Source organism: Flavobacteriales bacterium, assembly GCA_030584065.1.
In the GTDB taxonomy this organism is placed as follows: Bacteria; Bacteroidota; Bacteroidia; order Flavobacteriales_F; family PHOS-HE28; genus PHOS-HE28.
Genome location: CP129489.1, coordinates 482,545 through 506,103, shown reverse-complemented (window position 1 = coordinate 506,103; position 23,559 = coordinate 482,545). Strand labels below are relative to the sequence as shown.

The following is a 23,559-nucleotide window of genomic DNA, read 5'->3' as shown; positions in this document are numbered from 1 at the left end:
CAACCGCTCCAAGTCCTCGCCGGATTACCGGCTCCGGGCTTTCCGCTCATGTCCCTCACGCAGAACACTTGGTTTCAAATTAGACGTATGGCCAAAGGTGTTACTTTGTCACCTCGCCAAGTGCCAAGGAAATCGGCAACGTGAGATGGGGTACATTGAAGAGATCAACACGACACTGATACCACGCCACACTGAAAAGGCGGTGGTCCTAGACTTGTTCGCAGGCTGCGGCGGCTTGGCCTTGGGTTTCGAGGCCGCTGGCTTCAAGACCATTGGCTTTGAGATGAATGGCCCGGCTGCGATGAGCTACCGCCACAACTTGGGCAGTGAATGTCATGCAGTGAAGTTGGAGGTGGGGTTCGATTTTCCACAAGCAGATATAATCATTGGTGGCCCACCTTGTCAGCCATTCAGCGTGGGTGGTCATCAACGCGGCATGGAAGACGCCCGTGACGGCTTTCCCATTTTCATCGATGCGGTAAAGCGATTGCAGCCGAAAGTGTTCATGTTCGAGAACGTGCGCGGGCTACTCTACAGCAACAAGTGGTACTTCGAGCTGATCTTGGAGGAGTTCGCCAAGCTGGGCTACCTCGTGGACTACAAGCTGCTCAACGCCGTCAACCACGGCGTGCCGCAGAACCGTGAGCGGCTCTTCGTCGTGGGGCATCGCTCATCGTTCACCTTCCCAGCCAAGGAAAAGCACAAGATCACTGTCGGCGAGGCCATCGGAGACCTGATGCATACCACGCCACCCGAGAGCAAGTTCCTCAATGCCACAATGGACGCTTACGTGGCCAAGTATGAGAAGGCATCGCACTGCATCAACCCGCGCGACCTCTACGCCGATCGTCCGGCCCGCACCTTGACGTGTCGCAATCTCGCAGGCGCCACCGGCGACATGCACCGTGTGCGTTTGCCCGACGGTCGTCGTCGTCGCGTCATTGTTCGCGAAGCTGCCCGCCTTCAGAGCTTCCCGGACCACTTCGAGTTCAAAGGCAACGAAACGCAGCAGTTCAACCAGATCGGAAATGCCGTGCCACCGATGCTCGCATACCATATCGCCCAAGCGGTGAAAGCATGCTACGCTCTTCCGGCCGGTGATGCCAAGGCCATCAAGCGGAGCAAGGTGAAGCCCAACCGTGAACTTTCTTTGTTCTGATGAAGGACTATTTGCCGGAGAGCGCGAAGAGCCGTGCAGTGAGAAAAGTACTGAACGAGGCCTTGGATATTCTGGCTTCCGTTGGCATTCCGGTCGAAGGTGAACCTTTGCGAAGACGCGAACGCATGGCCGCGTGCATGATGGCCGTTGCGGGTGTCACAAAGAAATGGAGCGAGGCCATGAGCGCCAAGGAAGGTCGGCATCTGAAGACGCGTGACGTGATCCCGTTCGTGAACAAACACTTCGAGGAGAACATTTCCTCCGGCTCCTATGACGATGTGCGTCGGAAGGATTTGAAGCTGGCCGTTGTCGCTGGACTCATCCTAAATAGTGGTGATAACCCCGGCCGGGCCACCAATGACCCTACCCGCGGTTATGCACTCGCTCCAGACTTCGCTGAACTGATTCGCTCTTATGGAACTCCAGCTTGGCCGAAGAAATTGGCGGCCTTTAACCAGAACCGCCCGAGTTTAGCCGAGGCACTGCTTCGGAAGCGTGAGATTGAACGTATACCCGTGACCTTGCCAGGCGGTCGCAAGCTGGAGCTATCTCTAGGAAAGCACAATGAGCTTCAGAAGGCAGTGTAAGCTTCCCCGAAGTTCGGCCATTCATTGCTGGAGGTGAAGTGATCCTTGGCCCCGCGGGGCCAAGGATCGCTTCGGCCGGCCAGGGGCTACATTCAACCACACGTAGCCATGAGAAAGAGCAAGTTCACCGAGCATCAGGTCATCGCCATCCTCAAGCGTCACGAGGCTGGCTCGAAGGTGGCCGACCTGTGCCGCGAGCACGGGATCAGCAACGCCACGTTCTACCAATGGAAGGCCAAGTATGGCGGCATGGAGCCCAACCAGGTCAAGCAGCTGCGTGACCTGCAGGAGGAGCTCAGCCGCCTGAAGCGCATGTACACCGAGCTGAGCATGGTGCATGATGCCTTGAAGCAGGTGGTGGAAAAGAAGTGGGGCGCCTGACGAGAAGCGCGAGATCGTTCAGGCGATGATACAGGAGCACAGCATCTCCGAGCGCCAAGCCTGCGGCAGCGTGGGCTTGGCGCGCAGCACCGCGCAGTACTGCAAGACCCCAGCGGATGACACGCCCATTATCCAGGTCTTGGAACAGCTCACCCAGAAGCACCCGGCCATCGGGGTGTGGCAAAGCCATCATCGGATGCGCTTGATGGGTCACCTGTGGAACTTCAAGCGGGTGTATCGGGTCTACACCGGTCTGGGCCTCAACATTCGTCGCAGGGCCAAGAAACGGCTGCCTGCACGGGTGAAGCAGGCGCTGTTCCGTCCTGCTGGTCCGGACCAGGTCTACAGCATCGACTTCATGCATGACAGCCTCTGGGACGGCCGGACCTACCGCTTGCTAAATGTGATCGACGACTACAACAGGGAGGTGCTCGCGATCGAGGTGGACACCTCACTGCCCGCACTGCGCGTGATACGCGTGCTGGAACGCATCAAAGCAGTGCGTCCGCTGCCCAAGATGATCCGCGTGGACAACGGCCCGGAGTTCATCAGCGCCAAGCTCGACCACTGGTGCCGCGAACACGGCATTACCTTGACCTACATCCAGCCAGGCAAGCCCACCCAGAACGCCTACATCGAACGCCTCAACGGCAGCATCCGTCGTGAACTGCTCAGCGCCTACGTGTTCCGTACCTTGGACGAGGTGCGCGAGAAGGCCGATGAGTGGATGACCGATTACAACCATCACCGCCCACACAAGGCGCTTGGCTACCGGCCGCCAGCGCCCATCCGATCCTAAACCTATGCCCCAGGAGCCTCTAGTTATGATCGGCCCGAAAACAGGGGAAGCTTACATAAGCAGGCAGGTCGGATAGGAGTCTTGTCAGCCTTGACCTTCCATGTACAGTTTAGCAACAATTTCACACAGAGCATTCCAAATACATCAACTTACAACCGACAGAACGCATTCAATGATATTCGCGCATTGCCCTACCCTTAGTCGATTCTCCTCGGGATTCCCATGGTAGAATCAGCCAAGGGTTACTGTGGTTCATAAGTGCCATATACCTAGGCTCATGCTGGGATATGCTTAATCATTCCGCGTGAGGGGGCGCAGCGGCAGCCCCGCGCAGGCGTTGCCTTGCGGGCGCGTGGAGCGAGGAGGCGACCGCAGGAAGCCACCGCAGCCCCGCGACCGCAGGCCAGGACAAGTCGGGCTATAGCGAAGCACCCGACCTCGCCTTCGCCCTTCCTTCGGTCGGGCTGCGGCGAGCTAGGCCAAAGTCATCGGAAACAACAGATCCTCGGACCTGACGGCGAAGGCGGGGGCACGCCCAAAAACCGATCAGACAATGAGAGGATCAGACGATCAGATAATTCCCCGCCCCCGCATTCCATCTTCTGATCATCTGATCCATTGTGTTGCTCGTAGACATCACTGTTAGCATCTTGTTGTCCATATGATGCTCTTGGGCATCGTTTGGATGCAACAGAACCGAAGGGAATGCGTATACTTGTGGCGGAAAAGCTGCGTTAAAGAACTGAACCCACCTTTACGATGGCTACGAGCAACATCAACTGGCAGGCCCTGAGCGACACCCAGGCGGTGGAGCGGCTGGGCGCGGAGCTGCGGCGCATGCGGCTGGAACGCAACCTGAGCCAGGCCGAGGTGGCCACCCGCGCCGGCTTGGACCGCACCACCGTGGTGAAGCTGGAGGCCGGCCGCGCCGCCACGTTGCTCACGGTGGTGCAGGTGCTGCGCGCCATCGGGCGGCTGGAGCTGCTCGACGCCTTCCACCAGGAGCCGCAGCCAACGCCCTACATGCTGGTGGAGGCACAGGAGAAGTACCTGAAAAAGCAGCGCAAGCGCGCCAGCCGCAAGAAGCCCGATGTGGGGCCGCCCAAACCGAAGAGCACATGGTAACGCATGCCCGCGTGCTCCTCTGGGGCCAGGTGGTGGGCCTGGTGGTGTGGGACGATCAGCAGCAACGGGCCACCTTCCAATACGACCGGGCCTTTACGCGCCGCGGGCTGGACGTGGCGCCGATCATGATGCCGCTGGCCAAGGCGCGCGGCGGTGACGAGGTCTTCAGCTTCGGCGATGTGCGCGACGAGACCTTCCGCGGACTGCCGGGCCTGCTGGCCGACAGCCTGCCCGACCGCTTCGGGGAGCAGATCCTGAACGCGTGGCTGGCCACCCAGCAGCGCACGCCCGGTAGCGCCAACCCCGTGGAACGCCTGTGCTACACCGGTCGACGCGGCATGGGCGCGCTGGAGTTCGAGCCGGCCCACAACGAGTGGGAGGCCAGCAGCGAGGCCCTGCAGGTGGAGGATCTGGTGCGCGTGGCGAACAGCGTGCTGTACGAGCGCGCGGCCTTCCGCACGAACCACAAGAAGAAGGACCGAGCGGAAGCCCTGCTGGACATCCTGCGGGTGGGCACCTCGGCCGGCGGCGCGCGTGCCAAGGCGATCGTGGCCTTCAACGCGGATACCGGCGAGGTGCGGAGCGGCCAGATCGACGGGCTGCCGGGTTTCACCTACTGCCTGATCAAGTTCGACGGGGTCACGAACGAAAAGCTCGGTGACCCCAAGGGTTACGGGCGCATCGAATACGCCTACCACCTGATGGCGCGGGCCTGCGGCGTGGAGATGATGCCCTGCCGCCTAATGGAGGAACATGGTAGAGCTCACTTCCTCACCCAGCGTTTCGACCGTGTGCGTGATGCGGAAGGCACGGTGCACAAGCTGCACATGGCCACGCTCTGCGGCATCGCGCACATGGACTACAACCAGCCGCTGGTGCACAGCTACGAGCAGGCCTTCCAGGTGATGCGCGTGCTGGGCCTGCCCTACCCCGCCGCCGTGGAGCTCTTCCGCCGGATGTGCTTCAACGTGGTGGCCGTGAACTGCGACGACCACACGAAGAACATCAGCTTCCTGATGGACCCGCAGGGCGACTGGCACCTGGCACCGGCCTACGACATGACCTATGCCTACCACCCGGAAAGCCTGTGGCTGCGGCAACACCAGATGAGCGTGAACGGCAAGCGCACGGACATCACCCGCGACGACCTGCTAGCAGTGGCCAAGGCGATGAACATCAAGAAGGCCGCTGCGATCATTGACGAGGTGAAGGCGGGCGTGAAGAAGTGGAAGACCTTTGCGAAGAAGGCGGAGGTGGAAGGGAAGCAGGTGGAGATGATCGGGAGGATGCACCAAGTACGGATCTGATGCCAAGCAGTCGCGCGCTGTTCCCTGCGACCTTCAATGCACCTGCGCTTGTAGGCGTCGTGCAACGCGCAGTTCCAGTCAGCACCCAGGAAGCACGCACCTTCGCTTGGAGCCAATGCCCAGCACAAGAGCCTGCATGGAAACGGAGCGATGCAAATACCCCGCGTGGATGTTGCCTACCTTGTAACGCTCTCCGGCAGCTTCACCTGAACCCGGCGAGGCCCCGCCATGAAACCCATCCACCTTCTCGGACTTTCGCTCCTCGTCACGCTCACCGCCTGCTCCGATCAGCAGGAGGAAGCTGTGAACACCACCACTCCGGCCACGACCGCGCCCCCTGCCACACCGACCACCGCCATTACACCAGCACCGTCGGACGCGCAAGCGGCCAGCGCAGGCACGGTTTCCGACCCGAACCCGCCCCACGGCGAACCCGGTCACCGCTGCGAGATCCCCGTGGGCGCCTCGCTCTCGGGCACACCACCTTCGTCGGGGCCGATGGACCAGATGTCGACCACGCAGCAGATCACCATGCCGCAAATGAGCGCTCAACCTGCGGCCGCGGCGGGCAACACCCCTCCGGGCATCAATCCGCCGCACGGGGAACCCGGGCACGATTGCGCCGTGCCCGTGGGCAGCCCGCTGCCGACGAAGTGACCGCGTGAGGGGCCTTCCGCTTGGAACGGATGACCGATGCACCGACCGCAACACCTTCCCGACCCCGCCTTTTTCCAACGCCCGCGCCCCACGGCCGAGCAGCCCTTGGTGGTGATGATGAGCGCGTGCCTGGGCGGTATCCACTGCGGCGTGGACGGCAGCACCAACGGCGACCACACACCCCTGCGCTCCTGGCTGCTACGCCCCGAGGTGCGGCTGGTGAAGTTCTGCCCCGAGGACTTCTCCTTCGGCACGCCGCGCATGACACCCGATAGCCATGGCGGCAACGGCTTCGATGTGCTGGACGGCAAGGCCCGCTCGCTGGCGGAGGACGGCACCGACTGGACCGAAGGCATGGTGAAGGCCGCCTACGAGATGCGCGACCGGGCCCTGCGTGAGCGCGTGGACGTGGCGATCCTGATGGACATGAGCGGCGCCTGCGGAAGCACGGTGACCTACCTCGGCTCGCGCTTCGCGGCGGACAAGGTGTACCAGCGGGGTCCGGGGGTGGCGGCTGCGGCCTTGATCCGTACGGGCATCCCGGTGATCTCGCAGCGTGACGACCGCTCCCTGCGCATGCTCCGCGACCTGCTTGACGGCACGCGCACGCTCACCGATGAGCGCGACCATTGGGAGAAGGAGTGGTACCAGAGCTACTTCGCACGGTCATGAGCAAGCACAAGATCGACCTCCACGACATCTACAACAAGGGATCGCAGATAGACGAGGCCTTGCGCGAGGCGATGGACTTCTGCATCGACCGCCGCATCGACATGCTGGAGATCATCCCGGGCAAGGGCAGCGGGCAGTTGAAGAAGAAGGTGCTGCGCTTCCTGCAGCTACCCGAGGTGAATAAGACCTACCACCGCATCGACAAGGACCGCGACAACTTCGGCCGGCTTTTCGTGCGGTTCAAGCACTGACCCTTACGGCCGCGTGGCGAACCACAGGTGGTGCTTCGTGCCCTTGTTCCGGTGCGCGAAGACCTTCTCCTCCTTCACCCGGAAACCGGCCAGTTCCAGGCGGCGTGTGAAGGGATCATGCTGGTCGGTGGACCACACGGCCAAGACACCGCCGGGGCGAAGCACGTTGTAAGCGGACTGGAGACCGCGATGCGAGTAGAGCCGGTTGTTCCTCGGCTGGGTCAAGCCCTCCGGTCCATTGTCCGTGTCGAGCAGGATGGCATCGTAGCTCCCATTGCCGGCGCGGATCAGTTCCAGCACATCGCCCTGATGTACGATGGTGCGCGGGTCCTTCAGCGGGTTGCCGGAGCGCTCGCCCATCGGTCCCTGGTTCCAGGTGATCACCTCGGGCACCAGCTCCGCCACGATCACCTTGCCCTTGGGGCCCACGATGCGCAGCACGGCCGCCAGCGTGAAGCCCATGCCCAAGCCACCGATCACCACGTGTGCTTCCTGCGGGGCTTTCAGGCGCTTCAACGCGAGCTCCGCCAGGGCGTCCTCCGAGCCGTGCATGGCCGTGGACATCAGCTCGCCCCGGATGCCGACCACCTCGATGCTGTACTCATCGCCGCGCTGGTAGAACAGCAGTTCGCCGCCGTTGCCGGGGATCAGGGCCCGGTCGAGCAGCTTGTTGATGCGCATCTTCATGGCGTGGGCCGGTTGCGCTGGTGCGGACAGGCGGGCGCGAAGGTCGCCAACCTGGCGTTGTCCTGACGATCCGTCGCGCAGCCTGGAACGGCCCGGTATTGGGCAACAGCGGCCCCACCCATGCTCCCGACCTCCACGAAACTGCCCACGTCCCGTGCCGAGCGCACAACCACTGGCCCCAAGGCCAAGATCCGCGCGAAGGCCGGCGCATTGCCCAAGGCGGAGCGCAAGGTGACGTGGCGCACGGCATTCTGGCAGTACATCTGGCCGCGCCGCAAGCACATGCTCCTGGGCCTGCTGCTGATCGTGGTGAGCCGTGTGGCGGGCATGGTGCTGCCGGGAAGCACCAAGTACCTGCTGGACGATGTGGTGGGACAGGGCGACCTGCAGATGCTGTGGGTGCTGCTGGGCGCCGTAGTAGGCGCGCTGGTGGTGCAGAGCGTGACGAGCTATGCCCTGACCCAACTGCTGAGCGTAGAGGCACAGCTCCTCATCAGCCAACTGCGCACGCAGGTGCAGCGCAAGATCCTCGCACTGCCCACGAGCTTCTTCGACAACACGAAGAGCGGCGCGCTTGTGAGCCGCATCATGAGCGATGTGGAGGGCGTGCGCAACCTGGTGGGCACTGGCCTGGTACAGCTGATCGGCGGCACGCTCACCGCGCTGATCTCGCTGGTGTGGCTCATCTACATCAGCCCGTGGATGACCTTCTTCACCTTGGTGCCGGTGGGCATCTTCGCCTTCGTGGCCATGAAGGCCTTCGGTCGCATCCGGCCCATCTTCCGAACCCGCGGCGTCATCAACGCGGAGGTGACCGGCCGGTTGACGGAATCGCTGAACGGCGTGCGCGTGATCAAGGGCTTCGGTGCCGAGGAGCAGGAGAACCGCACCTTCGAACAGGGCGTGCAGCGTCTCTTCGACAACGTGAAGACCAGCCTCACCGCCACCTCCTTCATCAGCAGCATGAGCACCCTGCTGCTCGGCCTGGCCAGCGCGGGCATCATGGGCATCGGGGCCTACCAGATGGTGGGCGGTGAGCTCACCAGCGGCGAGTTCGTGCAGTTCACCGTGCTGCTGGGCTTCATGATCGCGCCCATCGTGCAGATGAGCAACATCGGCAGCCAGCTCACCGAGGCCTTCGCCGGACTGGACCGCACCGAGGAGATCATGAACATGCAGCCCGAGGACATCGCGGAGGAACGGCCCATCGTGCTGGGCGAGGTGAAGGGCGACATCGCCTTCCACGATGTGCGCTTCGCCTACGCGGAAGGCAAGGAGGTGCTGCACGGCATCGACTTCACCGCCACAAAGGGCTCCGTGATCGCGCTGGTGGGCACGAGCGGCAGCGGCAAGAGCACCATCGCGGGCTTGGTGGCCACCTACCTCACCCCCACCGCCGGCACCGTCACCATCGATGGCCACGACCTGAGCAAGGTGCGCCTGAGCAGCTACCGCAGGCACCTGGGCGTGGTGCTGCAGGACGACTTCCTCTTCGAAGGCACGATCCGCGAGAACATCCTCTTCCCCCGCCCGGACGCCACCAAGGAGCAGTTGATGAAGGCCGTGAAGGGCGCCTACGTGAACGAGTTCACCGACCGCATGGAACTGGGATTGGATACGGTGATCGGTGAGCGCGGCGTGAAGCTGAGCGGCGGCCAGCGACAGCGTGTGGCCATCGCGCGGGCCATGCTGGCCGACCCGAAGATCCTCATCCTTGACGAGGCCACCAGCAACCTGGACACCGAGAGCGAGGCGCTGATCCAGAAGAGCCTGAACGAGCTGGTGAAGGACCGCACCACCTTCGTGATCGCGCACCGCCTGAGCACCATCCGGCAGGCCACGGAGATCCTGGTGATCGAGCAGGGTCGCATCGCTGAACGCGGCACGCACGCCGAGCTCATCGCGAAGGAGGGCCGCTACTACGAGCTGTACACCTATCAGGCGCGCATCTGAGCGCTACGCCTGATCACGCTCAAGCCCGACCTCCGCGACTTCCTCAACATGGGCGAGCGGATCGACAACGCTGCGCGATTCAATCGACTTCTATCGCCTGCTGCATCAACATGAGGGAACCCCTTCCGGCAAGGACAGCGGGCGGCTGCAGGTGAAGGCGCTGCGCTTCATGCAATGGCCCGAGGCGAGGAGGAACCATCACCGGACCGACGACCCGACGACGACCTCGGCGGGTCCTGGGGCGGCTCAAGCACTGAGCGCCAGGCGCATCGCCCAGCGCCTCGCGATCGTGGGAACTGTGGAAAACTGTTGCCCGACCAACCCCTTTCCGGCGGGTACTTTCGGGCCCGTTCAGCCATGCAGTTCTCGCACCTCCACGTCCACACCCAGTTCAGCCTCCTCGACGGCGCCGCCGCCATCCCCAACCTGTACAAGAAGGCCATCGCCGATGGGCAGCCCGCCGTGGCCATCACCGACCATGGCAACATGTTCGGCGCCTTCAAGTTCGTGGCCGAGGCCGGCAAGCACAAGAACGAGGACGGCAGCCTGAAGGTGAAGCCCATCGTGGGCTGCGAGTTCTACCTGGTGGAGGACCGGCACCGCAAGACCTTCACCCGCGAGGAGAAGGACCGCCGCTACCACCAGCTGCTGCTGGCCAAGAACGCCGAAGGCTACCGCAACCTGAGCAAGCTGTGCTCCCTGGGCTTCATCGAGGGCTACTACAGCAAGTACCCGCGCATCGACAAGGAACTGGTGCAGCAGTACCACAAGGGCCTCGTCGCCACCACCTGCTGCCTGGCCGCCAGCGTGCCGCGCACCATCCTGCGCAAGGGCGAGGAGGCCGGCGAGCAGGAATTCAAATGGTGGCTCGACCTCTTCGGCGAGGACTATTACATCGAGCTGCAGCGCCACGGCATCCCCGAGCAGGACCAGGTGAACGCCGTGCTGGTGAAATGGGCCGCCAAGTACAAGGTGCCCATCATCGCCAGCAACGACAGCCATTATGTGGAGCGCGACGATGCCAACGCGCACGACATCCTGCTGTGCATCAACACCGGCGAGAAGCAGAGCACCCCGAGCGCCAAGGACTTCGACGACGAGGAAAGCAAGCCCAAGGGCACCCGCTTCGCCTTCGCCAACGACGAGTTCTTCTTCAAGACCAAGGATGAGATGGCGCGTGTCTTCAGCGACCTGCCCGAGGCGCTGGACAACACGCAGCTGATCGTGGACAAGGTGGAGACCCTGAAGCTGAAGCAGGACATCCTGCTGCCCAACTACCAGATCCCCGCCGGCTTCGCCGACCAGGATGAGTACTTGCGGCATCTGACGTATGAGGGGGCGATCAAACGTTGGCTGGGTGGGGAGAAGGTGAATGGCGAATGGTCACTGGCGAATGGTGGGCCCTCCCATTCGCCAGTCACCACTGACCATTCACCTGAGCGCGGGCTTACGGGGGGCATCGACAGCCTGGACCCGAAGATCAAGGAGCGCCTCGACTTCGAGCTCTTCACCATCAAGACGATGGGCTTCGCGGGCTACTTCCTCATCGTGCAGGACTTCATCAACGCGGGGCGGAACATGGGCGTGCTGATCGGCCCCGGGCGTGGGAGCGCGGCGGGCAGCGCGGTGGCCTATTGCATCGGCATCACCAACATCGACCCCATCAAGTACGACCTGCTGTTCGAGCGCTTCCTGAACCCGGACCGCAAGAGCATGCCCGATATCGACACCGACTTCGACGACGAAGGGCGCCAGCGCGTAATCGACTACGTGGTTGACAAGTACGGCAAGGACCAGGTGGCGCAGATCGTCACCTACGGCAGCATGGCCGCCAAACTGAGCATCCGCGATGTGGCACGCGTGCTCGACCTGCCGCTCAACGAGGCCGACCGACTCAGCAAGCTGGTGCCCGAGAAGCCCGGCATCGAGTTGGGCCGCGTGCTGCGGGCGCCCTTGGAGGGCGAGAAGAGCCTGAAGGAGAAAGAGGGCCTGGGCGCCGATGACCTGGCCAACGTGAAGCAGCTGCGCGAAATCCTCGAGGGCGGCGAACTCACCGCCGACGTGCTGCGCGAGGCCGAGAAGCTCGAGGGCAGCGTGCGCGGCGTGGGCATCCATGCGGCCGGCATCATCATCGCCCCCAAGGACCTGAAGGAGATCCTGCCCGTGTGCACCACCAAGGACTCGCCCATGCTGGTGACCCAGTACGACGGCAAGGTGGTGGAGGACGCCGGCGTGATCAAGATGGACTTCCTGGGACTGAAGACCCTCACCATCATCCGCGATGCGCTGCGGATGATCGACCAGAACCACGGCATCCGGATCGACATCGACGGCATCCCGCTGGACGACCCGAAGACCTACGCCCTCTACCAGCGCGCCGAGACCAACGGCACCTTCCAGTTCGAGAGCGCCGGCATGCAGAAGTACCTCCGCGAGCTGAAGGCCGACCAGTTCGGCGACCTCATCGCCATGAACGCGCTGTACCGGCCCGGCCCGCTGGAATACATCCCCAATTTCATCAAGCGCAAGCACGGGCTGGAGAAGATCGTGTACGACCTCCCCGAGATGGAGGAGTTCCTGCACGAGACCTACGGCATCACCGTGTACCAGGAGCAGGTGATGCTGCTGGCGCAGAAGCTCGGCGGCTTCAGCAAAGGCGATGCGGACGTGTTGCGCAAGGCCATGGGCAAGAAGGACCGCGCCACGCTGGACAAGATGAAGGGCAAGTTCATGTCCGGCACCGCCGAGCGCGGCTTCGACGCCAAGGTGTGCGAGAAGATCTGGACCGACTGGGAGGCCTTCGCCCAATACGCCTTCAACAAGTCGCACAGCACGTGCTACGCCTTCGTGGCCTACCAGACCGCATGGCTCAAGGCCAACTACCCGGCCGAGTACATGGCCAGCGTGCTCACGCACAACCAGAGCAGCATCGACAAGGTCACCTTCTTCATGGAGGAGTGCCGGCGCATGGGCATCAAGGTGCTGGGCCCCGATGTGAACGAGAGCCGCCTGGCCTTCTCGGTGAACAGGAAGGGCGAGATCCGCTTCGGTCTCGGCGCGGTGAAGGGCGTGGGCGAGAACGCCGTGGCCGCCATCGTGAGCGAGCGCGAGGCCAACGGCCCCTACTCCACCGTGTTCGACCTGGTCCGCCGCATAGACCTGCGCGCCGCCAACCGCAAGGCGCTGGAGAGCCTGGCTTATGCCGGCGCCTTCGACGGCCTCAACGTGCAGCGCGCCGTCTTCTTCCACAGCGCGGGCGAAGGCAAGCCCACCTGGATCGAGACGCTCTCCCGCTACGGCCAGCAGCACCAGGACGGCGCGGACAGCAACCAGGTGAGCATGTTCGACATGGTGGCCGACACCAACGCCGGCATCCCCGAGCCGCCCATCCCCCAGATCGACGGCTGGAGCGCGCTGGAGAAGCTGCACTACGAGAAGGAGGTGATCGGCTTCTACCTGAGCGGCCACCCGCTGGACGACCACCGCCTGGAGATCAAGCACCTCTGCCACCACAACCTGGCGCAGCTCCAGGACCTCAAGGCCTTGGAGGGCCGCGACGTCACCTTCGCGGGCATCGTCACCAAGGCCGAGCACCGGATCGCCAAGAGCGGGAAGCCTTTCGGCAGCTTCAGCCTGGAGGACCACCACGGCAGCCACGACTTCATGCTCTTCAGCGAGGATTACATGCGCTTCAAGCTCTACCTGCAGGCCGGCACGCTCCTCTTCGTGCGGGGCCGGGCCAGCGCACGCACCTGGGGCCGCGACGAGGGGCAGATGGAGTTCAAGATCACCAGCATGGAGCTGCTCAGCGATGTGCGCGAGAAGCACCTCAGCAGGCTAACCCTAAGGATCGATGCTGATCGGGCCTCCGATGAGCTTGCCCGCGACCTTGGAACGCTGATGAAGGGTCACCCGGGCAAGTGCAAGGTGGTGGTCCAACTGGTGAGCAAAGCCGAGAACATGGCGGTTGACCTGCCTAGCAAGGGCTTGAGCGTGGCGCTCAGCGACCAGCTGGTGCGGTCGCTCGACGGGCTCTCCGAGGTATCCTACCAACTCAACTGACACATCGGCAGGTTTGTTTCCTTGGCAAGGAAATCGCGGAGCGGGGGTACTTTTGCGCCCGGCCCAAGCGCGATGCGCAAGGGCAGCGACCGAATCCATGCAACCAACGCGCGCGAGCGCAACCAAGAACAATGGCACTCGAACTGACCGACAGCAACTTTGAGGAACTCGTCCTGAAGAGCGACAAGCCCGTGATGGTGGACTTCTGGGCCGAATGGTGCGGCCCTTGCCGCATGGTGGGCCCCGTCGTGGAGGAACTTGGCAAGGAATACGACGGCAAGGCGGTGGTGGGAAAGCTGAATGTGGACCACAACCCCGGCATCAGCATGAAGTACGGCATCCGCAGCATCCCCACCATCCTGTTCTTCAAGAACGGCGAGGTGGTGGACCGCAGCGTGGGCGCCGTGCCCAAGCCGCAGCTCGCCCAGAAGCTCGACGGGCAGCTGGCCTGAGCGTCCGATTGACCCAGTCGCACCCCGCAGGACTGCAAGGTCCTGCGGGGTGTTCTATTCGCGGGTCGAGCGCCCCCAGTGCATGGCGGAAGCGTATCCGGTGCATAACGTTGCAGTACTGGATCGAAGGCCCCGAATGGACAGAGGAGACAACTACCGCAGCTCCCCGCTCTTCAAGAAGGCGGAGGAGATAAGGAAACTGGCCACCGCGATCGTCGAAAGCGCACCGGACAAGGCAAGCGGCGGCAACCGGGAACGACAGGGTTTCGAGGACCATATGCTGGAGGAAAGCAAGAAGGACATCGTGGCCAACGCCTACCTCATCGGGGCCAAGATCGCCGGGGCGCATGGAATGAACCTGTACGACCTGCAAATGGAGAATGCCTGCCTGATCCGGCGGGCTTGCCGTGAGATGCTGGCGGCCCTGCGCGGGCTCGAGATCGCCGGCTATCATGAGGACCGCTACTTCGACCTCCTGCGCGAGGCCGTGGAGGAATTCAGGCCCCTGTTCGTGGAATGGGTGGCCGCATTCAAGGATTCCGACCGGCGCTACGATGATTGGGGACTCTTCAACCTTCCAGGGGATGTTCCCGAGAACGATTGACCGCTTCGGTACCGCACCTCCAGCCTGACCTCCCGCTATGCCCATCGAACAATCCCGGCTCCAGGCCATCTCCCCCCTCGAATTCAAGGCCCGCCAAGTGGTGGAGGGCTTCCTGGCCGGCCTGCACAAGAGCCCCTTCCACGGTTTCAGCGTGGAGTTCGCCGAGCACCGCGCCTACAACAGCGGCGAGAGCACGCGCCACATCGATTGGAAGCTGTTCGCCCGAACGGACAAGCTCTTCGTGAAGCGCTACGAGGAGGAAACCAACCTGCGCTGCGAACTGGTGCTCGATGCGTCCTCCTCCATGTACTTCCCGGCACGGGCCGACGCACAGGAGTTCAACAAAGCGGAATTCGCCGTGCACGCCGCCGCGGCCTTCATCCAACTGCTGCGGAAGCAGCGCGATGCGGTGGGACTCAGCGTGTTCAGCGACCGCATGCGGGTGACGGAGCGGGCGCGCAGCAACTCCGCCCACCTGAGGCACCTGATGATGCTGCTGGAAGGGCTCCTGACGGAGGAGGCGCCCACCGCCGGACAGCGGACGCACCTCGTGGAGGCCCTGCACGACATCGCCCAGCGCGCCCATCGCCGCAGCCTGGTGGTGATCCTGAGCGACATGCTCGACGATACCGACCGTGAGGCGGAGGTGTTCGATGCGCTCCAGCACCTGCGCTTCAACAAGCACGACATCATCCTCTTCCACATCGTGGACCGCCGCCGCGAATTGGAGCTTGACCTGGAGGACCGTCCCTACACCTTCGTGGACCTGGAGACGGGCGAACAGGTGAAGGCCCACCCGGCCGAGGTCAGGGAAGCCTACCGCTCGGCCATGGCCGAACGCTGGCACCGCCTCAAGCTCAAGTGCGGCCAGTACCGGATCGACCTGGTCGAGGCCGACGTCAACGCCGGATTCGAGCCGCTGCTGCTGGAATTCCTGACGAAACGGGCCAAGCTGCATTGAGGCGCTTGCAGGTTCGGATCCGGCACCTACATTTGCACCCGCTTCGTCGGAAAACGAAGCTGAACGGACCGGTAGTTCAGCTGGTTAGAATGCCGCCCTGTCACGGCGGAGGTCGCGGGTTCGAGTCCCGTCCGGTCCGCAGGAAAGGCCATCTTCGGATGGCCTTTTTCGCTTCCAGCGCCATGCGTCACCTCCTGTCGGCCGTCCTGTTCGCCGCCTGCTCGGCCGCAACCGCCCAGGACGCCTCCTTGGTGCCGTCTCTCCGCGCCGAACTCGCCGCGGCCGCTCATGACACGGCGCGCGCCGACGCCCTCGCCCGCCTCTGCTTCAACCTGATCCAATCCCAGCCGGACAGCGCCCGCAGCTATGGGGAACGGGCCCTTGCGCTCGCCTCGCGCATCGGCCAGCCACGCGCCATCGCCGATGCGCATAACAACCTGGGCTGGCTGGAGACGCAGCAAGGGCGCTTCAAGGAGGCGGAGGCCCACTTCCAGGAGGCGCTGACGCGCTTCCGGAGGATCGGGAACCCCGCCTTCACCTCTGTGACCCTTTCCAACATGGGCTGGCTGGCCGACAAGCAGGGCGACCGCGTGGGGGCGCTTCAGCGGTTCCAGGCAGCCCTCAAGGAATCGGAAGCCGCAAAGGACACGGCCAGCAACGCCATCCTGCTCTACTCCATCGGGACCACGTACAGCAAGATGAAGGAGTATGACCGCGCGCGGTCCTTCATGGAGGCCTCCTTGGAGCTGGAGGAACGGCTCGGGCGCTCCAGCAAACAGGCCAACTGCCTGCTGGCCATGGGCAACACCTGGCGCAGCGAAGGCGACCCGGCCAAGGCCCAGGCGCTCTACGCCCGCGCCGACCAGCTCTTCCGCAGCACCAAGGACCACTATGGTGCCGGCATGGTGCTGGAGAACAGCGGCGACCTATTCCTTGAAGGCGATCCGAAGAGGGCCCTGCCCTACTACCAGCGTGCCTTGGCCCATTATGACACCCTGGACAGCCCGGCCGACAAGGCCTACATCCTTCAGCGCATCGGCATGGCCTACAGCGGCATGCGCAAATACGCCGAGGCGCGGGCGAGCTACGACGCCTGCTTGGACCTCGCCAACCGCACCCGCAGCACCGAACTGGTGATGGACCTGCACCTGAGCCTGGCCGAGCTGGCCGTGAAGCAGGGCCGGAGCGAGGAAGCCCTCGCCCACTACCAGCGCCACATGGCGCTTAAGGACAGCCTCCACGGCGCGGAGGCCCAGCGCGAGCTCATGCGCCTGCGCGCCACCTTCGAGACAGAACAAGCCGAGCGGGAGAACGCGCTCCTGAAGACCGAGAACGAGGTGCGCCGCCTGAACGAGGAGCGGCTGAAAGTGCGCTGGATGGCAGCGGCCGGCGCCTCAGCGCTGCTGATCTCCCTGCTGGGCCTGCTCTACCGCAACTACCGGCTACGCGGCAGGCATACGCGGGATGTGGAGCGGTTCAACGCCGAACTGCAGGCCCAGCGCGACCAGGTGCAGCACATGAACGACCTGCTGGAGCTGAAGGTGCTGCGCAGCCAGCTCAACCCACACTTCATCCACAACTGCCAGAACAGCGCCATCGCCATGGTGAAGGAGGGCCGCAGCGTGGAGGCGCTGGCCTATCTGCAAGGCCTCAGCAAGCTCATGCGCATGGTGCTGGAGCACTCCGTGAACGACCGCATCACCGTGGAGGAGGAGATGGCCTTCCTCAGGCTATACGTGAAGCTGGAATCGCTACGCCTGCCGGGACTTCAGTGCGAAGTGGACGCCGACCGTGCGCTGCTTGACGAAGAGGCCGAACTGCCCGCGCTGCTGGTACAGCCCTTCGTGGAGAACGCCTTGTGGCATGGCCTGGCGGAGAAGGAAGGGCCACGCCAGCTCAGCATCCGCTTCACGGCCACGGACAAGGGTCTGCGCTGCACGGTTCGGGATAATGGCGTTGGGCGGCAAGCGGGCGGGCGGGCGGACGGTCAGCGCTCCCTTGGCACCGAGCTCACCAACGAACGCCTGCAACTCCTCACCCACCGCCTGCAGCAGAAGGGGCGCTTCACCATTAACGACCTGAAGGACACAGCGGGCCACCCGGCCGGGACGGAGGTGGTGATTGAATTGGAAGGGTGACCGTCGCAGATGCCGATCGCTTGAACGCACTGTAATGTCGACCCAGTGGGTCGACGCTACAGTTGCTACGGGAAGCTGCATTTCACGAACTTTCCACCGTGATCCGCACGCTGATCGTGGACGATGAGACCGAGGCGCGGGGCTACCTCCGCAGCTTGCTCACCGACGCGCACCCCGAGGTGGAGGTGGTGGGCGAGGCATCGAACATCAGCGAAGCGCAACGCCTCATCGCCGAGCTGAGGCCATCGCTGGTGTTCCTGGACGTGGAGATGCCTGGAGGCAGCGGATTCGACCTGCTGCGCGAGCTGAAGCGCTGGGACTTCGAGGTCATCTTCGTCACCGGCTTCCAGCGCTACGCCATCCAGGCCATCCGCTTCAGCGCGCTGGACTACCTGCCCAAGCCCGCCCAGCCCGATGAGCTGGCCTTCGCACTGGAGCGCTACCGGGAGCGGCATGGTGCCAAGATGGACCGCGCCCGGGTGCAGGAGCAGTTCCTGGAGAACATCGCCCAAAAGGAGACCCAGGCCTTCAAGCTCACCATCCCCCACGGCGACCGCACCTTCTTCGTGGCCCCCACGGAGGTGGAGCGCTGCATGGCCGACCGCAACTACACGTGGGTGCACCTGGTGCACGACCGCCGCTTCCTGCTGGCCCGCACGCTGAAGGAGTTCGAGGAGATGCTCACGCCGTTCGGGTTCTTGCGGATCAACCGAAGCGCCCTTGTGCGGAAGGACACCATCGTCCGCCTCCATGACGGCCATGCTGAGCTGAAGGACGGCGAGAAGCTGGAGGTGAGCCGACGTCGCTGGCCCGAGCTGAAGCGGATGTGGGCGGCGTAGCCTCGCCGCTGGATCACCTGCGCCACCACCGGATAGGATGCCTTGGGAACAGGGCCCGGTACGCATGCAACTTGGTGGTGAAAACCATCCGCTCCCGCTCCGGCGGGATGAAACACATGCGCGCACTTTACACCCTCACCGCCTCCCTCCTTCTCCTTTCCGCCCACGCTCAGTGGCCCACGGACCCCAACGATCCGCTGGTGATCTGCAACGCTGCCAGCGACCAGAAGGACATGCGCCTGGTGGCCGATGGTACCGGCGGCTGGTACGTGCTGTGGCGCGACAACCGCCTGGCCAGCGACGGCTACGCCGTGTTCGGCCAGCGGTTGGATGCACAGGGCAACCTGTTGTGGGAGCCAAACGGCCGTCTGATCCAGGAAGTACCGGGCCGCAGCATCAACATGATCGGGGTGACCCGCATGAGCGACAACAAGCTCTTCCTGGCATACATCAGCGGGGCTGGTTCCACTGGTGCGGATACGGTGCGGGCCATGGCCTACGATGGGGAGGCCGCTCCAGCATGGGCCGAACCCACATTGCTCGCCTATCCGGGACCCTTGCCTGGCGGCGGTACCTCGGGGGGCAACTACTTCCCGCGGGTGGTGCCTGTGCTCAATGGCGTCTTTGTGGGCTGGGGGACGAACCCCATCGGTGCCGCGGATTACGTGCATATCGCCCGGATCCTGAACGATGGCACCAATGTGATGCCCGAGCAAGGCGTGGAGGTGGCCAGCTTGAACAACTCCATCGTGACCGGACCGTGGACCATGCGCCACGACCTTGCGGGGGGGCTGCTCCTGGAGGAACGCTGGGGCAACGGTGCCGGTGCACCCTTGTACGCCATGCGGGTGGACAGCCTGGGCAATCAGCTCTGGTTCACGAACCTGTTGGTAAGCGCCAATAGTGGTGGACTGGCCTATGAATGGACCACCGCCGTGGCGCCCACGTCACGCGTGAATTCCATCTGGGGCAATAGCTACGACCTGCGCATGGCCATCTACGACACCGCCGGTGTACTGTTCAACACCACCGCGCCGATCCCGGTATGCCTGCAGGCCGATGTGCAGGAGAACCCCTTCGTGGTGCAGAGCGACACGGAGACCACCGTGTTCTGGGCGGACAACCGGAGCTCCGCCGGCAATGGCCGGCAGGTCTTCATGCAGCGCTTTGATGCCGATGGGAACCCGCTGCTGGCGGCCGATGGCGTGCTGGCCATGCAGTGCAACGGCAACCTGAACGGCTTCCCGCGTGCCATCGCTGCGGAGGACAACAGCCATATCGTGACCATGTTCACCAGCGCGAACCTCCTCGGTGGCACCGCCGGCTTCCGCGTGGGCCGCGTGACCAGCACCGGCACCAACCTCTGGAGCGACACCACGCGCTTCTGCACGCCTGCCTTGGGCCCCAGCAACGGCACCGACTTCAGCATGGTGTCCGATGGTGACGGCGGGGTGATGGCCGTGTGGTTCAACTTCCAGAACAACGCGATCTATGCCGCAAGGCTTGACCGCTGGGGTCGCATGGGCGACTTCACCAGTGTGGCGGAATTGGAGCGCAGCAACCTGAGCCTATTCCCCAATCCTGCTGCGGACCGGATCAGCCTGCAAAGTCGCAATGGTGCCGCATTGGGCGAGGTGACCGTATATGCTGCGGACGGACGTGTGATCCACCGACACGGGCCTATCGCAACCGACCGTTCAGAGATCGATGTACAGTCCTGGCCATCCGGCCTCTACACGGTGATCACCATAAACCGCATCGGACAAAGCGCCTTGCGTTTCGTGAAGCACTGAACCGATAAACACCAGAACACGATGCGCATCCTTACCCTTTCGACCGTGACCTTCCTGCTCTGCGGAACAAGCAGCGCGCAGACGATCACCCAGGCCAACGCCGTGCCTCCCTTCGGCAGTCTACAATCGAACAGCTACTTCGCTGAGGATGTACCATGGAGCCTCTTGGACACCATTGGTAGCGGGCTCACCTGGAACCTATCCGGACTCGACTTTCAGTCGGATGGGCTTCTGGACGTGTTCTTCTCCGACGTTGCAACAAGTTCGTATGCGTTCAGTGTTCCGGAGGCCAGCATCCTCGTGGAGGAGATCGAAGGGGAGATCACCTACCTGAGCTTCTACAACAACAGTGCAGGGCAATTGGACCTCATTGCATACGGATATGACGATGGGGACAACACCGAGATCTTCGATGCCTGCCCCACTTTGCAAATGACCTATCCCGGTGTGCTGAACACCACCGTTGCACCGGCGCTGACGGAGTGCGGCCTCGATCTTGTGGACTACGAACGGCGGATCTTGGCCAACGGCAGCTTCGTTACTTCCCTCGGCACGCTGTCCAATGTGGTGCTCATCCGCACCCGCCGTTGCGAGACCTACGAGAATGACGGGCAGTGGTTCACCGATTGCTACAACACTTATGATTGGTTCAACGAAGGGAACATCCTGACCCCGGTCATGACCGTTGGCCTGTATGGAGCCGCCGCCAGTGTGGTGCTGAACCTCCCCAACGGGATCACCGGCATGCAGGAGAATGGCACCAGCACCCTTGAGCTCGCTCCCAACCCTACGAAGGACCTCATCACGATCGCAAGCACCCAAGGCGTCGCCTTGGGTGAAGTACGGATCCACGCTGCGGATGGGCGGCTGGTGCGGGAAGAGCGCGTGGCAACGGACCGGCTCACCGTGGACGTGCAGGACCTGAGGCCTGGGGTGTACACCCTACGCAGCAGCCAAGGTGCAATGCCCACGGTGCTGCGCTTCGTGAAGGAGTAAGGCCCACAGACCGAACGAGTAAAGCGCGGCTCGCATGGGCCGCGCTTCTTTGTTGGGCTGAGCAATGGACTGAAAACGGACGGGGATGGACGCTGCCTGAGTTCAGCGTCCATCCCCGTCCATTGGGGTCCATCCTGAACAAGTGGGGCTACAACCCCACCCCCACCTCCCGGCTCGGCCCGCTCTCGGCCCCATTGGCGGCCACGCTGCGCACGAAGTAGAAGTTGAGCTGGCCCGGCGTGCCGTTCGCGTCCTCCAACTTCAGGGGCTTGCCGGCCGTGATGCTGCCTGCCTTCACCGGTTCGTTGCCGCGCGTGTAGCGGTACACATCGTAACGCGCGATGGGCTCGCTGGGCGGGGCCTGCCAGTGCAGTTCCACCTTGCCACCCGTGGTGCGCGCCACGAGACCGTTTGGCGCGGCCGGCGGTGCCACGCGGGCCTGGGCGGCAACGCTGGGTGAGGGCGCACTGGACATGCCCAAGGCATTGAGCGTGATCACCCGGTAGGTGGTGGATCTGCCGCCCGCATCCAAGGTGTCGATGAGGAAATTGGTGTTGCGCACTAGGGTGTCCACGCGGTTGCCGGGGCGGGTGCGTACCACCTCGTAGGCGTGGAACAGCGGCGCGCTGCCGAGGTCCTCCCAGCTCACGATGGCCTGCTCCACGTCCACGCGTGCGGTGAGGTCGCGCGGGGGAACCGGCACCGGTCGGTTGGTGAGGGGCATGACACTGGCCGTATCGCCGAAGATGCTCTCCAGGTGACTGGTGCTCACTGTGCGCAACGCGTAGTGGTAGGTGCGATCGCCGCGCAGGCTGCGGGTCGCGTCCAGGTAGGTGTAGCCGCCTTCGGGATGGGCGGGGATGCGCGGTGAGGTCAGCATGAAGGGTCCCTGGTCCTCGGCGCGGTACAGGTGGAAGCCCAGCACATCGCGCTCGGGATGCATCCAGGTGAGCACCACGCCCTCTTCGGTAGCCACGGCGCCGAGCTCCCGGGCGGGCTGCGGAGGACGCTTGTCGTAGGCCACGGCGGCGAAGCTCACCCCGCGCATGGGCACGTGTGTGGCCTTGTACTCCAGCACGAAGCGGTAGAAGTACGAGGTGGCCGGTCGGATGTCCTCGTCCACGTAGCCCACTTGGTCGCCGCTCAGTTCGGCCACGGTCTCGAAGCCCGTTTCGCTGTTGGTGCTGCGCTGCAGGGTGATCTGCTTCACCACGGGTGCGTTGTTCAGCTTCCAGCGCACATGGACCCGCCTTCCCGTGCTGTCACCTTGTGCATGAAGGTCATAGGGCATGGGCATCTGGGTGACATCCAGGCTGGCGGCATAGAGCGTATCGCTTACGGGCATGGCGTTGCCGAACAGGTCCCAGCCCTTGGCCACGTAGCGGAACACGCGGTGGCGCGGCGCGGTGGTGTCCGCGAACTGGTAGAGCACGGTGTCGCTGCCCATCCGATCGATGCGGACCCTGGGCTTCACGACGGCGAAGGGCTCTTCGTCCACACTGCGGTGCAGCTCCAGCACGGCCGGACGATGGTCGCCCACGACGGACCACCAGGTGTTCAGCTCGCGTTGGTGCTCGTAGTAGCTGCTGTTGAAGGCCATCAGGCGTTCAACCTGGTGCTTCGACGCGGGGTTCACCAGCGTGGACAGGAACTGGTTGCCGTTGCCCGGCGTGGTCACCCGGTACTGATAGAGCGTGCCGGGCTTGACATCGGCATCGTGCCACACCGCATGCACGGCCAGCAGCACCGCCACGTTGTTGCTCGCGGATCCGAGCTGTTCGCGTGTTCCGTGCCGTTGGACGCGCGCCCAGATGCTATCGGCGGGGTGGTCGCCCACCACGATCGGATAGGGCAGCACATCCGCGGCCTTCTCGATGCCCTTCTGGATGTCCTTCGCCGAGGACGCCGGCTTCAGCTCCGCCACACGCTTGAACTCGCCCTGTTCCCCGGTCCTCCGCTCGATGAGGATGCCGGTGACGGGTCCGCCTTCGCGCGCCAGCAATGGACCGGTGAAGACGAACACGCCCTTCGGGCCGACCTGGACGAGCTCGGGGTTGGGACGCTGAGCAAGGGAGGACAGCGTCAGCGAGGAGGCCAGTAGAATGAATGCGGAGCGCATGTTGACAGGCATCAATA

General features: G+C 63.7%; 19 protein-coding genes and 1 tRNA gene. 18 read left to right on the top strand and 2 right to left on the bottom strand.

Features of this window, described 5'->3' with window-relative positions:
• Nucleotides 1-145 precede the first annotated feature (145 nt).
• The 8 genes from QY325_02150 (at nucleotide 146) to QY325_02115 (ending at nucleotide 6,938) form a co-directional block, all read left to right on the top strand.
• The gene (locus QY325_02150) at nucleotides 146-1,159 is read left to right on the top strand and encodes a DNA cytosine methyltransferase (protein ID WKZ66736.1); all 1,014 of its coding nucleotides are present in this window, start codon (nucleotides 146-148) and stop codon (nucleotides 1,157-1,159) included.
• Nucleotides 1,159-1,746 (top strand): hypothetical protein, encoded by a 588-nt coding sequence (locus tag QY325_02145; protein WKZ66735.1) that lies wholly within the window; start codon nucleotides 1,159-1,161, stop codon nucleotides 1,744-1,746. Before QY325_02150 ends, QY325_02145 begins: the two co-directional genes overlap by 1 nt.
• Nucleotides 1,747-1,854: 108 nt before the next feature.
• Nucleotides 1,855-2,926, top strand: a protein-coding gene (locus tag QY325_02140) for an IS3 family transposase (protein WKZ66734.1) whose coding sequence is annotated in 2 segments (ribosomal slippage) — nucleotides 1,855-2,120 and nucleotides 2,119-2,926 — 1,074 coding nt in all. Because the reading frame shifts where the segments join, the coding sequence is not laid out codon by codon here.
• A gap of 759 nt (nucleotides 2,927-3,685) precedes the next feature.
• On the top strand, nucleotides 3,686-4,051 hold the full coding sequence (locus QY325_02135) for a helix-turn-helix transcriptional regulator (GenBank protein WKZ66733.1): 366 nt from the start codon (nucleotides 3,686-3,688) through the stop codon (nucleotides 4,049-4,051).
• Nucleotides 4,045-5,358 carry a type II toxin-antitoxin system HipA family toxin gene (locus tag QY325_02130; protein WKZ66732.1) on the top strand — a complete coding sequence of 438 codons (1,314 nt, stop codon included), beginning with the start codon at nucleotides 4,045-4,047 and terminating at the stop codon, nucleotides 5,356-5,358. The genes QY325_02135 and QY325_02130 overlap by 7 nt, the downstream gene beginning before the upstream one ends.
• Before the next feature lie 228 nt (nucleotides 5,359-5,586).
• Nucleotides 5,587-6,015, top strand: coding sequence for a hypothetical protein (locus QY325_02125; protein WKZ66731.1), 429 nt, complete (start codon nucleotides 5,587-5,589; stop codon nucleotides 6,013-6,015).
• Between the two features lie 36 nt (nucleotides 6,016-6,051).
• Nucleotides 6,052-6,687: a DUF523 domain-containing protein gene (locus QY325_02120; GenBank protein ID WKZ66730.1), complete on the top strand. Its 636-nt coding sequence runs from the start codon at nucleotides 6,052-6,054 to the stop codon at nucleotides 6,685-6,687.
• Nucleotides 6,684-6,938, top strand: coding sequence for a Smr/MutS family protein (locus tag QY325_02115; GenBank protein WKZ66729.1), 255 nt, complete (start codon nucleotides 6,684-6,686; stop codon nucleotides 6,936-6,938). Before QY325_02120 ends, QY325_02115 begins: the two co-directional genes overlap by 4 nt.
• Before the next feature lie 3 nt (nucleotides 6,939-6,941).
• On the opposite strand, the gene QY325_02110 is transcribed toward QY325_02115, so the two are convergent.
• Entirely contained in the window at nucleotides 6,942-7,625 is a 684-nt protein-coding gene (locus tag QY325_02110; GenBank protein ID WKZ66728.1) for an MnmC family methyltransferase, read from the bottom strand.
• 120 nt (nucleotides 7,626-7,745) lie between these two features.
• Here QY325_02110 and QY325_02105 point away from each other — a divergent pair, with 120 nt between their 5' ends.
• The 10 genes from QY325_02105 to QY325_02060 all read left to right on the top strand — a co-directional run bounded on the left by QY325_02105 (nucleotide 7,746) and on the right by QY325_02060 (nucleotide 21,423).
• A complete protein-coding gene (locus QY325_02105) occupies nucleotides 7,746-9,578 on the top strand; it encodes an ABC transporter ATP-binding protein (protein ID WKZ66727.1) in 1,833 nt (610 codons plus the stop codon).
• Between the two features lie 357 nt (nucleotides 9,579-9,935).
• Nucleotides 9,936-13,640 carry a DNA polymerase III subunit alpha gene (gene dnaE / locus QY325_02100; protein WKZ66726.1) on the top strand — a complete coding sequence of 1,235 codons (3,705 nt, stop codon included), beginning with the start codon at nucleotides 9,936-9,938 and terminating at the stop codon, nucleotides 13,638-13,640.
• A 131-nt stretch (nucleotides 13,641-13,771) separates the two neighbouring features.
• Entirely contained in the window at nucleotides 13,772-14,092 is a 321-nt protein-coding gene (trxA, locus tag QY325_02095) for a thioredoxin (protein ID WKZ66725.1), read from the top strand.
• A 136-nt stretch (nucleotides 14,093-14,228) separates the two neighbouring features.
• A complete protein-coding gene (locus QY325_02090; GenBank protein ID WKZ66724.1) occupies nucleotides 14,229-14,696 on the top strand; it encodes a hypothetical protein in 468 nt (155 codons plus the stop codon).
• A gap of 37 nt (nucleotides 14,697-14,733) precedes the next feature.
• A complete protein-coding gene (locus tag QY325_02085) occupies nucleotides 14,734-15,657 on the top strand; it encodes a DUF58 domain-containing protein (GenBank protein ID WKZ66723.1) in 924 nt (307 codons plus the stop codon).
• Nucleotides 15,658-15,722: 65 nt separating this feature from the next.
• A tRNA-Asp gene (locus QY325_02080) sits at nucleotides 15,723-15,796 on the top strand.
• 43 nt (nucleotides 15,797-15,839) lie between these two features.
• Nucleotides 15,840-17,795 (top strand): tetratricopeptide repeat protein, encoded by a 1,956-nt coding sequence (locus QY325_02075; GenBank protein WKZ66722.1) that lies wholly within the window; start codon nucleotides 15,840-15,842, stop codon nucleotides 17,793-17,795.
• A 98-nt stretch (nucleotides 17,796-17,893) separates the two neighbouring features.
• The gene (locus QY325_02070) at nucleotides 17,894-18,634 is read left to right on the top strand and encodes a LytTR family DNA-binding domain-containing protein (protein ID WKZ66721.1); all 741 of its coding nucleotides are present in this window, start codon (nucleotides 17,894-17,896) and stop codon (nucleotides 18,632-18,634) included.
• A 116-nt stretch (nucleotides 18,635-18,750) separates the two neighbouring features.
• Nucleotides 18,751-20,427 carry a T9SS type A sorting domain-containing protein gene (locus QY325_02065; GenBank protein ID WKZ66720.1) on the top strand — a complete coding sequence of 559 codons (1,677 nt, stop codon included), beginning with the start codon at nucleotides 18,751-18,753 and terminating at the stop codon, nucleotides 20,425-20,427.
• A 21-nt stretch (nucleotides 20,428-20,448) separates the two neighbouring features.
• A complete protein-coding gene (locus tag QY325_02060; protein ID WKZ66719.1) occupies nucleotides 20,449-21,423 on the top strand; it encodes a T9SS type A sorting domain-containing protein in 975 nt (324 codons plus the stop codon).
• Nucleotides 21,424-21,571: 148 nt separating this feature from the next.
• Here the strand turns inward: QY325_02060 and QY325_02055 are convergent, their stop codons facing one another.
• On the bottom strand, nucleotides 21,572-23,542 hold the full coding sequence (locus QY325_02055) for a hypothetical protein (protein WKZ66718.1): 1,971 nt from the start codon (nucleotides 23,540-23,542) through the stop codon (nucleotides 21,572-21,574).
• Nucleotides 23,543-23,559 lie beyond the last annotated feature (17 nt).